This is a genomic window from Idiomarina abyssalis (genome assembly GCF_019797805.1).
GTDB lineage: Bacteria > Pseudomonadota > Gammaproteobacteria > Enterobacterales > Alteromonadaceae > Idiomarina > Idiomarina abyssalis.
On sequence record NZ_CP081832.1, the window covers coordinates 972898 to 985803 of the forward strand.

Below are 12906 nucleotides of genomic sequence, written 5' to 3' on the forward strand. Positions count from 1 at the left end.
GACTTACTCTTCGTCAGCGTCGTCTTTGCTGTTTTCAGCAGGAACGTCGCCAGGTGCTACTGTATCTTCTTCGGTCTCTTCTTTCTCGACACGAGGAGCAGTAATAGATACAACCGCCTGGTCGTGATCATCACCTTTAGTCAGTTCAACTAACTCAACGCCTTTAGGCAGTTTTAAGTCAGTCAGGTGAATGGTGTCACCAACGCTGAGCTCAGCAATATCAACTTCCAGGTACTCAGGTAAGTCTTTCGGCAATACAGTGATTTCTACGTCGTTGACGTGGTGAACAACAACACCGCCTTCTTCTTTAACACCCTTCGCAGTTGTCTCGTTTAAGAAATGCAGAGGTAAGTTAGTGTGAAGTTTGTGGCCTTTCTCAACGCGCTGGAAATCCAGGTGAGTCAATTTTGGCTTATACGGGTGACGCTGCATGTCTTTAAGGATTGCCTGATGCTTCTTACCATCAAACTCCAGCGTCAAAATGTGCGAATAAAAGGCTTCGAAGTCAGCCATGTTATTCACTTTGTTGTGGTCCAGTTCTAGTGCTACTGGCTCACCTTTACCACCATATAAAATTGCTGGTACTTTGTCCGCGTGACGCAGGCGGCGGCTCGCACCTTTCCCCTTGTCCGTACGGACGGTAGCTTTGATGTTAAAATCTAATTCAGCCATGATGTGGCCTCTCAATGTTTAAAGTTTTTTATTTGTCAGCACTCGCGACCAAGAGCTGACCCAGAAACTTAGAAACCGACAACGTGGCCGGTTTCTAAGGGCGCGCAATACTAGCACTGAGCGGTATTAATTACAACAATCAGTACTCGAACATTGCGGAAATGGACTCTTCATTACTTACCCGGCGAAGTGCTTCTGATAACATACCAGACAATGTCAGTTGGCTGACTTTACCGGTTGCTTTCATAGCGTCGCTTAGCGGCACGCTGTCTGTCACTATCACTTCATCAATATCTGAATCTTTGATGTTCTCTACGGCATTGCCTGAGAATACCGGGTGAGTTGCATAAGCGAACACACGTTTAGCGCCATGTGACTTCAATGCTTCTGCGGCTTTACACAAGGTTCCGCCGGTATCGATCATGTCATCAACAATGATGCAGTCACGGCCTTTAACGTCACCAATAATATGCATAACCTGCGATACGTTAGCAGAAGGGCGGCGCTTATCGATGATAGCTAAGTCAGTGTCATTCATAAGCTTGGCAAAAGCACGAGCACGGACGACGCCACCAATATCGGGAGAAACAACAACTGGGTTGTCAAAGTTTTGCTGACGCATGTGCTCTAATAACACCGGTGTTCCGAAAACGTTATCGACAGGCACATCGAAAAAGCCCTGAATTTGTTCAGCGTGTAAATCTACAGTCAACACTCGGTCAACACCAACGCTTGATAAGAAGTCTGCAACGACCTTTGCCGTAATTGGAACTCGAGCTGAACGAACCCGACGGTCCTGGCGAGCATAGCCAAAATAAGGCATAACGGCAGTGATACGGCCTGCTGATGCACGGCGCAGTGCATCGACCATCACAATGAGTTCCATCAGGTTGTCATTGGTCGGAGCGCAAGTAGATTGAAGAATAAAGACGTCGGAACCGCGGACGTTTTCGTTAATAGCGACGCTAATTTCGCCGTCACTAAAGCGACCAACGGATGCTTCACCAAGTTTGATATAAAGGCGATCGGCGATTTTCTGGGCTAGCTCCGGAGTGGCGTTGCCGGCGAAAAGTTTCATGTCAGGCACAACATACCTCGACTTTTATTGGGTTAATGTCTGGATAAGTGGTGAACGGTTCTGGCCTTGAGCGATAAATGAGCGTAACCCTTTAGGGACATGCTGCTGCGCTTCCTTTGCGGCTTGCCTTGTTTCAAATGAAGAAAAAAGACATGCTCCACTGCCAGTGAGCCGAGTCGGAGCGTATTCTAGCAAGGCACGACGCAACATAGCAACTTCGGTGTGTAGATCGCAGACCACTGGCTCAAATACATTAGTGACGTTTTGAGTGTCCCAGTTTTGGGCACTAACAACCGCGCAGTCTCGTTTTAGCTGTGGGTGAGAAAACAGCTCAGCTGTGCTTATGGAAACTTCGGGTTTTACCACTAAATACCAAAGTTCCGGTGGTGATACGTCGGTAAAAATATCGCCGATACCTTCGGCAAAGCATGCCTGCCCATGAATGAATACGGGAACATCTGCACCGAGCTTTCCACCAATTTTCTGCAACTCAGAAGATGAAAAGTGACTGCCCCATAGGCGGTTTAATCCAACTAAAGCAGTCGCAGCATTGGATGAACCTCCGCCCAGACCTGCACCTTGCGGCAGGTGTTTTATCAACTCAATAGTACAGCCGGGTAGTTGCTCAAAGCCTTTTTCTTTGTATGCCTGCTTGAGTGTTGCCCAAGCCTTCCAAACCAAGTTTTCCTGTTCCGGTATTTGACTATTTTCATCAATTAAACGGAATTGCCCGTCAGTTTTGTCCGGGTGAAACTTAAGGGTGTCGCCATAGTCCAGAAACTGAAATACGGTTTGCAGATTGTGATACCCGTCCGGACGACGGCTTGTAATGTGCAAAAACAGATTCAATTTTGCCGGTGCAGGGAGTGTTAATGTCGTTACTGCCATTGATTCACTTGCACCTTGATTAAGAGGTTTGAACTTTCTAAGTGTATTTGTTCGGGCAGGGTGAGCGTTTGGCTCTTACTTTGGTCGTAAAACCAGTTTATCTGCCAGTCTTGCCCCTGGTTAAACACCCGGGACTGAGACAAAGTGCCGTCGTTATGATAGCGGACAGCTTTTAGTGCTACAGTTTTTTTACCTATAACCCAGTTATGCAGCTGCTCAAAAGGAACGCTCGCACCGAGTATTTGGTAAAGCAGAGCATCGGCCGAAGGTGCCCATCGTTCTTCATTATCGGAACCAACTAACAGAGCGCCGCTGTCATCAATGGTTAATTTCGCTAACTGACCTTTTAACGGGTGGGAAAAACGAATGATTTGTTGGTGTGGCAAATAAGCCCAGTTGATATAAAAACTGTCACGCTCTTCTTTCTTTTTCTGGATAATAGCCATGCGGCCACTTAACGACCATTGTTGCAGCTGCTCTAATTGTTGCTGGTGAGCTTTGATAACTTGCTGGTTCACCTGGGTGCTGCTGCGTTGCTCTGGCGGGGTTGGTAGTGCGCACCCACTGAGCAAGGTAACGGTAACGAGATAAACCCAGAAAATTCGACGTTGAATCATATTTCTCTATTGCTGCAATCGGAATGCCAGTAGTTGACCAGAAAGCGCTGTGACTTTCAATGACTAAGGCTTTCACGTACAATCGGACAACTTAGATTTTGGCCGCGTTGGGATAACGAGTTTCACAGTCAGATGACCATTTCAGCTCTTGGAATTAATCACAAAACAGCATCGGTAGATTTGCGTGAGCAAGTCGCGTTTAGTGCCGAACAGCTCGACACTGCGTTGCAGGCCGTGCGTAACCTTCAAGGCGTTGAAGAAGCGGTTATTGTCTCTACTTGTAATCGTACAGAGCTGTATTGTCGCGGTGAAGTATCCGGTGACTTGCTATTGGGCTGGCTGACGGGTTTTCATAGCCTGCCTCCTGATGCTCTGGAAAATCACCACTATTTATTTCAGGGCGAACAAGCCATCACCCACCTTATGTCCGTTGCCAGCGGTTTAGACTCTCTGGTGCTGGGCGAGCCGCAAATTCTGGGGCAGGTAAAGCAAGCGTACCAGGCCGCTAAACGACAAGCTTCTGTCGGTGGCATTCTCGAGCGTTTGTTCCAGCAAACTTTCCGGGTAGCAAAAACCGTAAGAAATGAAACTGCAGTTGGTCAGAATGCGGTTTCGGTAGCCTATGCTGCCGTTTCTATGGCGCGCCATATTTTTGCCAATTTACAGAACTCAAAAGTCTTACTTATTGGTGCCGGCGATACATCCGAGCTCGTTGCTCAGCATTTAAAGCAACAAGGTGTCAGCGAAATTATTGTCGCTAACAGAACCTTACAGCGCGCACGTGAAATGGCTGAGAGAGTCGGGGCGACAGCGCACAGTTTATCGGAGCTTTCTGAGCTTCTGCCACAGGCCGATATTGTTGTCAGTTCAACTGCCAGTACTTTACCTATTGTGGGTAAGGGCAGCATTGAAAAAGCGCTGAAAAAACGCCGTCACAGGCCTATGTTATTGATAGATTTAGCGGTTCCCCGAGATATAGAAGAACAGGTTAACGAACTGGACGACGCCTACCTTTATACCGTGGATGACTTGCAAAGCATTATTAGCGAAAACATTCGCAACCGTGAACAGGCGGCGCGTGAAGCGCAAGTCATTATCCAGCAGCAGACTCAAGAGTTTAATGACTGGCTGAAATCTCTTAACAGTGTTGAGCTTGTGCGAGAGTACCGGACACATACGCGAACTCTGGCCGACGAGCAGTTAAAAAAGGCGCTGGCCCAACTTGAGCAGGGTAAAGACCCGGCTGAAGTTCTGCAAAGGTTCAGTCACCGTCTGGTGCAGCAGTTAACGCACAAACCGACAAACTTATTAAAATCTGCCGGCGAAAATAACGATCAATACACGCTGGCCGTTTTGCAACAACTTTGGTCAGAGCCATCCTCTGACCCATCAGAAGGCAAATAAAAACATGTTGAATCCATCCATTGAACGCAAACTAGAAGGCTTAGTTGAGCGTTATCAGGAAGTGCAGGCTTTATTGGGTGAGCCCGATGTGATCAGCGATCAAAACCGTTTCCGTGCTTTATCTCGCGAATATTCTCAACTGGAAGAAGTGGTCGGGTGCTTTGAAGAGTATCGCCAGAACCAGGATGATCAAGCCGCAGCCAAAGATATGGCTGAGGATGATGACGCAGAGATGCGAGAAATGGCGGCAGAAGAGCTTAAGCAAGCCAAAGAAGCAGAAGAAGATCTGGAAAACCGCCTGCAGCTGTTGCTGTTGCCTAAAGACCCGAACGACGACCGTTCATGCTATTTGGAGATTCGGGCCGGCGCCGGTGGTGATGAAGCTTCAATATTTGCTGGTGACTTATTCCGTATGTACAGCCGTTACGCAGAAAAAAATGGTTGGAAAGTGAATATTGTCAGTGCTAGTGATGGCGAACACGGCGGTTATAAAGAAATTATTGCGCATATGAGTGGTGACGGTGTTTACGGTCGAATGAAGTTTGAATCGGGCGGCCACCGCGTACAACGTGTTCCCGAAACAGAGTCGCAGGGTCGTATTCATACTTCAGCTTGTACCGTAGCGGTGTTGCCGGAAATTCCGGAAGCCGAAGCTGTTGAAATTAACCCGGCCGACTTACGTGTTGATACTTACCGCGCCTCAGGAGCGGGTGGTCAGCACGTTAACCGTACCGATTCAGCCATTCGCCTTACCCACTTACCGACAGGGGTGGTCGTTGAGTGTCAGGAAGAGCGTTCTCAACATAAAAACCGAGCGAAAGCCATGTCGGTTTTGCAGGCAAGAATACAGCGTCTGGAAGACGAAAAACGTCAGGCTGAAGAAGACAGCACGCGTCGTAACTTAGTGGGCAGTGGTGACCGTTCGGAGCGTATCCGTACATACAACTATCCGCAGAGCCGTGTTACAGACCACCGCATTAACCTTACCTTGTACCGATTAGATGAAGTGCTAACCGGCGATATCGACTTAATACTCGATGCAATCATTACTGAGCATCAAGCCGATCAACTGGCGGCGTTGTCTGAAGGACAGCAATGACACTACAGCAGGCGATAATCTGGGGCAGAGAGCAGTTAAGTCAAAGCGAAGACGCGGCTGCTGATGTATCTGCCTTACTTTGTTATGTGTTGAATAAAGAAAAAGCCTATCTTCTGACCTGGCCTGAAAAAGAACTCACGGCTGAGCAGCTTGAGCATTATCGGAGCGTTATTGCAACTCGCCAGAAGGGGCGTCCGGTGGCTCATATAACCGGTCGCCGCGAGTTTTGGTCACTGATGCTTGAAGTTAACGACAGCACTTTGATCCCCCGGCCTGACACCGAAACCCTGGTTGAAGCCGCCCTTAGCCTGGATCTTCCTGAAAACGCCCGTGTGCTCGACTTAGGCACAGGAACCGGAGCGGTGGCACTGGCGCTAAAGTCGGAACGACCCGGGTGGCAGGTTATGGCGTGTGACAGCAATGAAGCAGCCGTTGAACTGGCTAAGCGTAATAGTAAAAAATTAGGCTTAGATGTTGATATTTTGTACAGCGACTGGTTTCAATCTGTGCCAAAGTCGCTTAACTTTGACTTGGTGCTATCCAACCCACCTTATATTGATGCTGGCGATCCACATTTAGGCGCAGGGGATGTTAGATTTGAACCCCATACGGCATTAGTTGCAGAAAATAATGGTTTAGCCGATATTGAGACTATTATAAAACAGGCTAATGAACGTTTAGTTGAACAGGGCTGGTTACTACTTGAGCAAGGATGGCAACAGGCAGATAGTGTCGTTGAGCTGTTGTTGAAAAATGGTTATAAAATGATTAACCGTTGGCAGGATTATGCTAGGGTAGAACGAGTTACCGGTGGGAAGAAAGCCAGGGCGGAGAGAGAATAATAATGAGCAATCAGTTTATGTTTGCTGACGAAGCCAGCCAGCAAACCACAAAATTACCGACAGAATACTGGAAAATTCTGATTGTCGACGACGAACCAGAGGTGCACGCCGTAACCAAACTGGCCTTAAACGACTTTAATTTTTTAGGTCGGGGGTTAAAGTTTTACAGTGCTTTTTCTGGTGAAGAAGCGCGGCAATTAATCGATGAACACCCTGATGCGGCAATACTGTTACTGGATGTTGTCATGGAAACAGACGACGCCGGACTGCAGGTGGCGCGCTATATTCGCGAACAGGCAGACAACCACTTTACCCGCATTATTCTGCGAACCGGGCAGCCGGGGCAAGCGCCAGAGCGTACGGTTATCGTTAATTACGATATTAACGACTATAAGTCTAAGACAGAACTTACGGCGCAAAAACTCTTTACCGCAGTCATGTCATCGTTGCGTTCATACCGCGATATTATGTCGATTGACCAAAGCCGTCACGGGCTTGAAAAAATCATCTCAGCTTCTGCGAACCTTTACGCTTTACAGCCAATGAATAGCTTTGTTGATGGTTTAGTGCAACAACTCAGTTGGGTTATTGGCGGGGCAAAGCAGACGCTTTATGCAACGTCTAATGAAGACGGCTCCACCTATAAAGTTCTGGCCGCTCATGGTGAAGACTCGAAAGTTTGTGTCGGGCAAACCTTACGCTCTGTTATCCCGTCAAAAGCTTTGTCAGAACTTGAGCATGTTATTGCGAACCATGGTTCCTATTATGGCGACGACTTCGTGCTTTTATATTGCCGCAGTCACTGTCGTACACATGGATCCGTTTTGTTTATCGGAGGCTTGTCTCGCCCTCTGACCGCAGACGATCATCACGTTCTTCAATTGTTTTCAGAGAACGTCCAACTGGCACAGGATAACGTTGTGTGCCTGGAAGATTCCGATAAATTCCTGGCGCGCTTAGCGGATCAGCTCATGCTTCACCATGCAAGCCAGTTTAATCGTGTTCTTGAGCAAGACAATGAAGTTCGTTTGACTTACGAAATAGCACAACGGGTTGTTGCAGATGACGCGGAAACGACCGCATTAGCCTGGTCATTGTTCGCACAAGCTCGGCCATTACTCGATTGCGCAACTGATGCCGCAGCTGCCGTAGAAACAACCTGTCAGCAGCGTGTGGCACGTTCACTGAGAGCATTAGCGCATGGTGAGCATGAAGCAACACAGAGTGCCCATAGAGCATTAATAGAAAGACTTGAGCGGTGGGACGGACTGGGTTTGCCGGAAGGTAAACAAGGTTCCGATATTGCAATAAGTACTCAAGTTTTGTTATTAACTGAGCAGCTCCTGGAATGGTGGGAGAGTGGCATCAGCGATGACGATATTACAGTACGGTTGAACGATGAAAAAGGTCGCTACTATTCACCCAAGTTTCTTGATGTAGTGATTAAAGCCCTGCCTGAACTTAGAAAAATTTAATTAAATAATAAGAGGTTACTTGTGTACACTGCTTTTAAACACTTACATGTATTGTTTGTGCTGATTTCGATCAGCCTTTTTTTATTCCGTTTCGTACTGCAATTAATTGACTCGCCATTAGTTAAAAAGAAGTGGTTAAAAATAGTCCCTCACGTTAACGACACCTTATTGCTGCTTAGCGCCGTTGGTATCATGGTGAGCTTAAGTATGTACCCAATTCAGGTTCCCTGGCTAACGGACAAAGTGATAGGTGTTATTGCTTACATTGGCTTTGGCGTATTAGCCATGAAAGGAAAGACAGCTGGCGCTCGCTGGCTTGGGTTTATTGGCGCCTGTGGCTGGATAGCATTTCTGCTGCACGTTGCAATGTCAAAACAAGCACTTATTGCCGGTTAATTTAAGGGAATATTTATGTTGGCGCCTGAATCAGTTGTTTCTCAAACCAATGCGTTAATTACCAACGACGGAGTTGTTGCCGGGTTATTATTTGCAATTCTCGGTTTCGTTTTTTATACAAACACCAGTGAACACCCTGCTTTCAAAAAGTTTTACCGTTTTGTTCCTGCGTTGTTGCTTTGTTATTTTCTGCCCTCGTTATTGAATACCTTTGGTATTGTTGACGGAAACCAGACAGCAGTAACCGATATTGCTATGGATTACCTGTTACCTGCCTGTATGGTTTTACTGACTTTAAGTCTGGATGTTAAAGCCGTTTTAGGTCTTGGTTCTAAGGCTCTTATTCTGTTTTTAACCGGTACCTTCGGTATTGTGATTGGTGGTCCAATTGCTTTGCTACTGGTTTCCACTCTGTTTCCGGAAATGATAGGCGGAGCAGGACCTGACGCTGTCTGGCGAGGAATGACAACAATTGCCGGAAGCTGGATTGGCGGTGGTGCGAACCAGGCCGCAATGAAAGAAGTGTATGAAGTGGGTGGCGATATTTTTTCCGCCATGGTCACTGTTGATATTATTGTCGCCAACCTCTGGATGGCAGTATTGCTGTATATGGCTGCAAACTCTAAGAAGATAGACGCTCGTACAGGAGCAGATACATCAGCTATCGACAATATTCGCCACAGAGTTGAAAAGTATGAAGCCGAGCATGTCAGAAACCCCAGCCTACGCGACTTGATGCTCATTTTAGCTATTGGCTTTGGTGTTGCTGGTTTGGCGCATTTATTAGCTGACTGGATTGCACCGGCAATAGCGACGAATTACCCGGCATTGAGTAAATTCAGTTTAGACAGCTTATTTTTCTGGGTGATTGTGCTTGCAACCGCTGGCGGTATCGCGCTGTCCTTTACCCGGGCCCGGTCAATGGAAGCTGCCGGCGCTTCGAAAATTGGCTCAGTTTTCGTCTATGTTCTGGTTGCCAGTATTGGCCTGCATATGGATGTCACAAAAATTGTGGAAACCCCGAAGTACTTCTTAATTGGTGCTATCTGGATGATCATTCATGCTGGCTTGATGCTATTGGTGGCAAAACTGTTGCGTGCTCCCGTGTTCTATATGGCGGTTGGCAGTCAGGCGAACGTTGGTGGTGCGGCGTCAGCACCTGTTGTTGCCTCAGCTTTTCATCCTTCATTAGCGCCGGTTGGTGTATTATTAGCGGTAATGGGGTATGCGCTGGGAACTTACATGGCGTACTTCGCAGGCCAGATCTTACGTGTTGTTGGTAGCTAATCGCAGGAGTTTAGGATGATCAAAGAATTGCAGCTGGACGACATTCAAATTGCAAATGACAAGCCGTTTGCTTTATTTGGCGGAATGAATGTGCTGGAGTCTCGTGACTTAGCCCTGCGAATTGCCGAACATTATGTGGAAGTAACCAGCAAACTGGGTATTCCATACGTGTTTAAGGCATCATTTGATAAAGCTAACCGGTCGTCCATTCATTCATTTCGCGGACCCGGCCTGGAAGAGGGCTTACGCATTTTTGAAGAGGTAAAGCAGCAGTTTAACGTGCCTCTTATTACCGACGTCCACGAGCCCCATCAGGCGGCCCCGGTAGCGGAAGTGGTTGATGTATTACAGCTTCCTGCGTTTCTTGCGCGACAGACTGACCTGGTGGTTGCCATGGCGGAAACTGGCGCTATGGTTAACATTAAAAAGCCACAGTTTCTTGCGCCGCATGAAATGAAGCACATCATCAAAAAGTTTGCAGAAGCGGGCAACGAAAAAATCATGTTATGTGAGCGTGGCTCAAGCTTTGGTTACAACAATTTGGTTGTTGATATGCTTGGCATGGATGATATGAAGCCCATGGCGCCGGTTATCTTTGACGCTACTCATGCCTTGCAACGTCCGGGAGGACGAGCTGACTCAGCCGATGGTCGGCGGGCACAGGCTGCACAACTGGCTCGCTCTGGTATGTCATTGGGTATTGCCGGTTTGTTCATTGAAGCTCATCCTAACCCCGATGAAGCCAAGTGCGATGGACCCTGCGCGTTACCTTTACATGCGTTAGAGCCTTATTTGCAGCAAATGAAAGCCATTGACGACTTAGTGAAGTCATTTGCGCCTTTAGATACGTCTAACTGACACTATGTCATTGCACAGCAATCAATCCTTACGGCAAACGCCGCTTGATAGTCGACAGGCCATTAAGCTACTGCTAAAAGCGGTGGGCGGATTGATTGCGCTGCTTTCTATTGCGTTGCTTGCCCCTTTCGTTATGGCGGTTGTCAGCGGCGAGAAAGAGCAATGGACCTATTTAACGCTCTCTATTATTGGCTTGGTTGTTGGCTTGGTTTTATTTCTGCAGCCAGTTGGCGATGCTAAGCTCAGAGCGCGACAAGTCTTCTTGCTGACCTCGTTGTGTTGGGTGTCAGCCAGCTTATTTGCAACCTTGCCTTTTATTTTTGCGAAGCCTTATCTCGATTTTTCAAGCGCCTGGTTTGAAGCCATGTCGGCTATTACCACAACCGGTGCAACGGTTATTTCAGGGTTGGATGATCTACCCGCCAGTGTACTGTTGTGGCGCGCTATGCTGCAGTGGCTAGGTGGTATTGGAATCATCGTAATGGCAATGGCAATTTTACCTTTCCTCCAAGTGGGGGGGATGCGCCTGTTCCAGGCTGAATCATCCGATATGTCGGGCAAGTTTATGCCGCGCTCAAGCCATATGGTTATGGCAATAGGACGAGTGTACCTCATATTAACGGCGGCGGTTATTGGTCTGTATTTAATTGGCGGGATGGGCAGTTTTGACGCTTTTGTCCACGGCATGACGACTATTGGGACTGCCGGTTTCTCAAACTACGATGCCTCTTTTGGGCACTTTTCTGATACCCCATTCCTGGTTGTAACGGGCACCATTTTTATGGTGGCCGGGGCACTACCCTTTGTGCTTTATATACGGTTACTGAAAAGAGACTTTGAACCGCTTTGGAAAGACACTCAGGTGCGCGCCTTTGTAACTTTTCTGCTTATTGCTATTGCGTTGATTACTTTGGTGCAAATAGCCAAAGGTCGGGAATTTGGCGATGCGTTAATGCACACTGCTTTTAACGTGGTGTCGGTGGTAACAACAACGGGGTACGCAACAGAAGACTACGGCAGTTGGGGAAGCTGGTCGTTAATGGTCTTCTTCTATTTGATGTTTATTGGTGGTTGTACCGGTTCAACTTCCGGTGGCATGAAAATTTTCCGTTTTCAGTTGTCACAACTTTTATTAAGAAAGCAGTTCAGCCAGTTAATTCATCCTAACCTGGTTAGTGTGCAAACTTATCAGGAGCGCCGGGTCAACGACTCGCTGCTGGGCTCTATGGTTGCTTTCTGTTTTATGTACTTTCTTCTTATAGCCGTTATAGCGCTGGGTTTGTCGTTATTTGACCTCGACTTTTTGACAGCAATATCCGGTGCTGCCTCGGCGGTGGGTAACGTCGGCCCTGGTTTAGGCGAAATTATAGGTCCGGCAGGTAACTTCTCAAGCCTGGACGGCGGCGCTAAATTGCTGCTTATTTTTGCAATGTTGGCGGGTCGTCTTGAAATTATGACCGTACTTATTCTGTTCCACCGTCATTACTGGCGGCATTAAATCTTATGCAATTAAGTTTACGCGGCAGATCAAAATAAATTCAGCGAACACTTGCACGCTGAAACGACATGAATTAGATTAAACGCATGTTTAAATCATGCGTTTATTTATTTCATGGCAGCACGCATTTCGACTCAAAAGAAAATACTCAACGCCGCAGAAATGCTTTTTTCCAGAGATGGATTTGAGCAAACCTCTTTACGGCAAATCACGCAGGAGGCGGGGGTTAACCTTGCCTCTGTCAATTATCACTTTGGTTCAAAAAAAGCGCTTATTCAAGCGGTAATGGCACGCTATTTAGTTATTTTTATGCCTGTTTTGGAAGAACAGCTGCAACAGGCTGAACAGCAAAGCGAGTTAAAAACAGAAGAACTGTTTAAGCGTTTCAAAATACCGCTGGCAAAGTTAACTGAGGTTAATAAACAAGGGCCGGATATCTTTTTAAGATTACTCGGCTTTGCTTATTCTGAAATTCAGGGGCATTTGCGCAAATATACTCAGCAAGAGTTTGGCGGTGTATTGCAGCATTTATTAGCTCTGTTAAAGCGCGCAAATCCACATTTAGATGAGCAACAAATGTTTTGGCGTCTACACTTTATATTAGGCGCCGCCGTTTTTGCTCAAGTATCGGGGCAGGCTTTAATTGAAATTGCTCAGTCGGAATTTAATGAAAAGGTTGAGGCGCAGGACGTCATTGATCAGCTCATACCTTTTGTTTCCGGCGGGCTTGAAGAAGCGTAAAGATACCGTTGTAAGTTCGAGATTTGACGACACTTTTATTGTGATGGTGCA

General features: G+C 47.1%; 13 protein-coding genes. 9 read left to right on the top strand and 4 right to left on the bottom strand.

Going from position 1 to position 12906, the window contains the following annotated elements:
* Positions 1-3 precede the first annotated feature (3 nt).
* The 4 genes from K5X84_RS04560 to lolB all read right to left on the bottom strand — a co-directional run bounded on the left by K5X84_RS04560 (position 4) and on the right by lolB (position 3255).
* Entirely contained in the window at positions 4-672 is a 669-nt protein-coding gene (locus K5X84_RS04560) for a 50S ribosomal protein L25/general stress protein Ctc (protein ID WP_199494750.1), read from the bottom strand.
* A gap of 139 nt (positions 673-811) precedes the next feature.
* The gene (locus tag K5X84_RS04565) at positions 812-1759 is read right to left on the bottom strand and encodes a ribose-phosphate pyrophosphokinase (protein ID WP_199494749.1); all 948 of its coding nucleotides are present in this window, start codon (positions 1757-1759) and stop codon (positions 812-814) included.
* Positions 1760-1774: 15 nt separating this feature from the next.
* On the bottom strand, positions 1775-2638 hold the full coding sequence (gene ispE, locus K5X84_RS04570; RefSeq protein ID WP_222236780.1) for a 4-(cytidine 5'-diphospho)-2-C-methyl-D-erythritol kinase: 864 nt from the start codon (positions 2636-2638) through the stop codon (positions 1775-1777).
* Positions 2629-3255 carry a lipoprotein insertase outer membrane protein LolB gene (gene lolB / locus K5X84_RS04575; RefSeq protein WP_054487148.1) on the bottom strand — a complete coding sequence of 209 codons (627 nt, stop codon included), beginning with the start codon at positions 3253-3255 and terminating at the stop codon, positions 2629-2631. The genes ispE and lolB overlap by 10 nt, the downstream gene beginning before the upstream one ends.
* A 132-nt stretch (positions 3256-3387) precedes the next feature.
* Here lolB and hemA point away from each other — a divergent pair, with 132 nt between their 5' ends.
* The 9 genes from hemA (at position 3388) to K5X84_RS04620 (ending at position 12855) form a co-directional block, all read left to right on the top strand.
* Positions 3388-4659 carry a glutamyl-tRNA reductase gene (gene hemA, locus K5X84_RS04580; RefSeq protein WP_222236781.1) on the top strand — a complete coding sequence of 424 codons (1272 nt, stop codon included), beginning with the start codon at positions 3388-3390 and terminating at the stop codon, positions 4657-4659.
* 4 nt (positions 4660-4663) lie between these two features.
* Entirely contained in the window at positions 4664-5758 is a 1095-nt protein-coding gene (gene prfA, locus K5X84_RS04585; protein ID WP_404813274.1) for a peptide chain release factor 1, read from the top strand.
* Positions 5755-6600: a peptide chain release factor N(5)-glutamine methyltransferase gene (gene prmC, locus K5X84_RS04590; RefSeq protein WP_199494747.1), complete on the top strand. Its 846-nt coding sequence runs from the start codon at positions 5755-5757 to the stop codon at positions 6598-6600. The genes prfA and prmC overlap by 4 nt, the downstream gene beginning before the upstream one ends.
* A 2-nt stretch (positions 6601-6602) precedes the next feature.
* Complete coding sequence (locus tag K5X84_RS04595; RefSeq protein WP_222236782.1) at positions 6603-8075, top strand: DUF3369 domain-containing protein; 1473 nt, start codon at positions 6603-6605, stop codon at positions 8073-8075.
* Between the two features lie 57 nt (positions 8076-8132).
* Positions 8133-8471 carry a SirB2 family protein gene (locus K5X84_RS04600; RefSeq protein ID WP_234972446.1) on the top strand — a complete coding sequence of 113 codons (339 nt, stop codon included), beginning with the start codon at positions 8133-8135 and terminating at the stop codon, positions 8469-8471.
* Positions 8472-8486: 15 nt separating this feature from the next.
* The gene (locus K5X84_RS04605) at positions 8487-9758 is read left to right on the top strand and encodes a DUF819 family protein (protein WP_199494746.1); all 1272 of its coding nucleotides are present in this window, start codon (positions 8487-8489) and stop codon (positions 9756-9758) included.
* Positions 9759-9773: 15 nt separating this feature from the next.
* Positions 9774-10616, top strand: a complete 843-nt coding sequence (gene kdsA / locus K5X84_RS04610) for a 3-deoxy-8-phosphooctulonate synthase (RefSeq protein ID WP_222236783.1) — start codon at positions 9774-9776, stop codon at positions 10614-10616.
* Positions 10617-10620: 4 nt separating this feature from the next.
* The gene (locus tag K5X84_RS04615) at positions 10621-12114 is read left to right on the top strand and encodes a TrkH family potassium uptake protein (RefSeq protein ID WP_244994825.1); all 1494 of its coding nucleotides are present in this window, start codon (positions 10621-10623) and stop codon (positions 12112-12114) included.
* A 114-nt stretch (positions 12115-12228) separates the two neighbouring features.
* Entirely contained in the window at positions 12229-12855 is a 627-nt protein-coding gene (locus K5X84_RS04620) for a TetR/AcrR family transcriptional regulator (RefSeq protein WP_054487168.1), read from the top strand.
* Positions 12856-12906: the final 51 nt, after the last annotated feature.

Excerpts from the sequence above, each read along its gene's own strand:
- prfA (WP_404813274.1), top strand. The coding sequence starts at position 4,664 with ATGTTGAATCCATCCATTGAACGCAAACTAGAAGGCTTAGTTGAGCGT.
- ispE (WP_222236780.1), bottom strand. The coding sequence starts at position 2,638 with ATGGCAGTAACGACATTAACACTCCCTGCACCGGCAAAATTGAATCTG.
- K5X84_RS04605 (WP_199494746.1), top strand. The coding sequence starts at position 8,487 with ATGTTGGCGCCTGAATCAGTTGTTTCTCAAACCAATGCGTTAATTACC.
- K5X84_RS04615 (WP_244994825.1), top strand. The coding sequence starts at position 10,621 with ATGTCATTGCACAGCAATCAATCCTTACGGCAAACGCCGCTTGATAGT.
- hemA (WP_222236781.1), top strand. The coding sequence starts at position 3,388 with ATGACCATTTCAGCTCTTGGAATTAATCACAAAACAGCATCGGTAGAT.
- kdsA (WP_222236783.1), top strand. The coding sequence starts at position 9,774 with ATGATCAAAGAATTGCAGCTGGACGACATTCAAATTGCAAATGACAAG.
- lolB (WP_054487148.1), bottom strand. The coding sequence starts at position 3,255 with ATGATTCAACGTCGAATTTTCTGGGTTTATCTCGTTACCGTTACCTTG.
- K5X84_RS04595 (WP_222236782.1), top strand. The coding sequence starts at position 6,603 with ATGAGCAATCAGTTTATGTTTGCTGACGAAGCCAGCCAGCAAACCACA.
- prmC (WP_199494747.1), top strand. The coding sequence starts at position 5,755 with ATGACACTACAGCAGGCGATAATCTGGGGCAGAGAGCAGTTAAGTCAA.
- K5X84_RS04620 (WP_054487168.1), top strand. The coding sequence starts at position 12,229 with ATGGCAGCACGCATTTCGACTCAAAAGAAAATACTCAACGCCGCAGAA.
- K5X84_RS04560 (WP_199494750.1), bottom strand. The coding sequence starts at position 672 with ATGGCTGAATTAGATTTTAACATCAAAGCTACCGTCCGTACGGACAAG.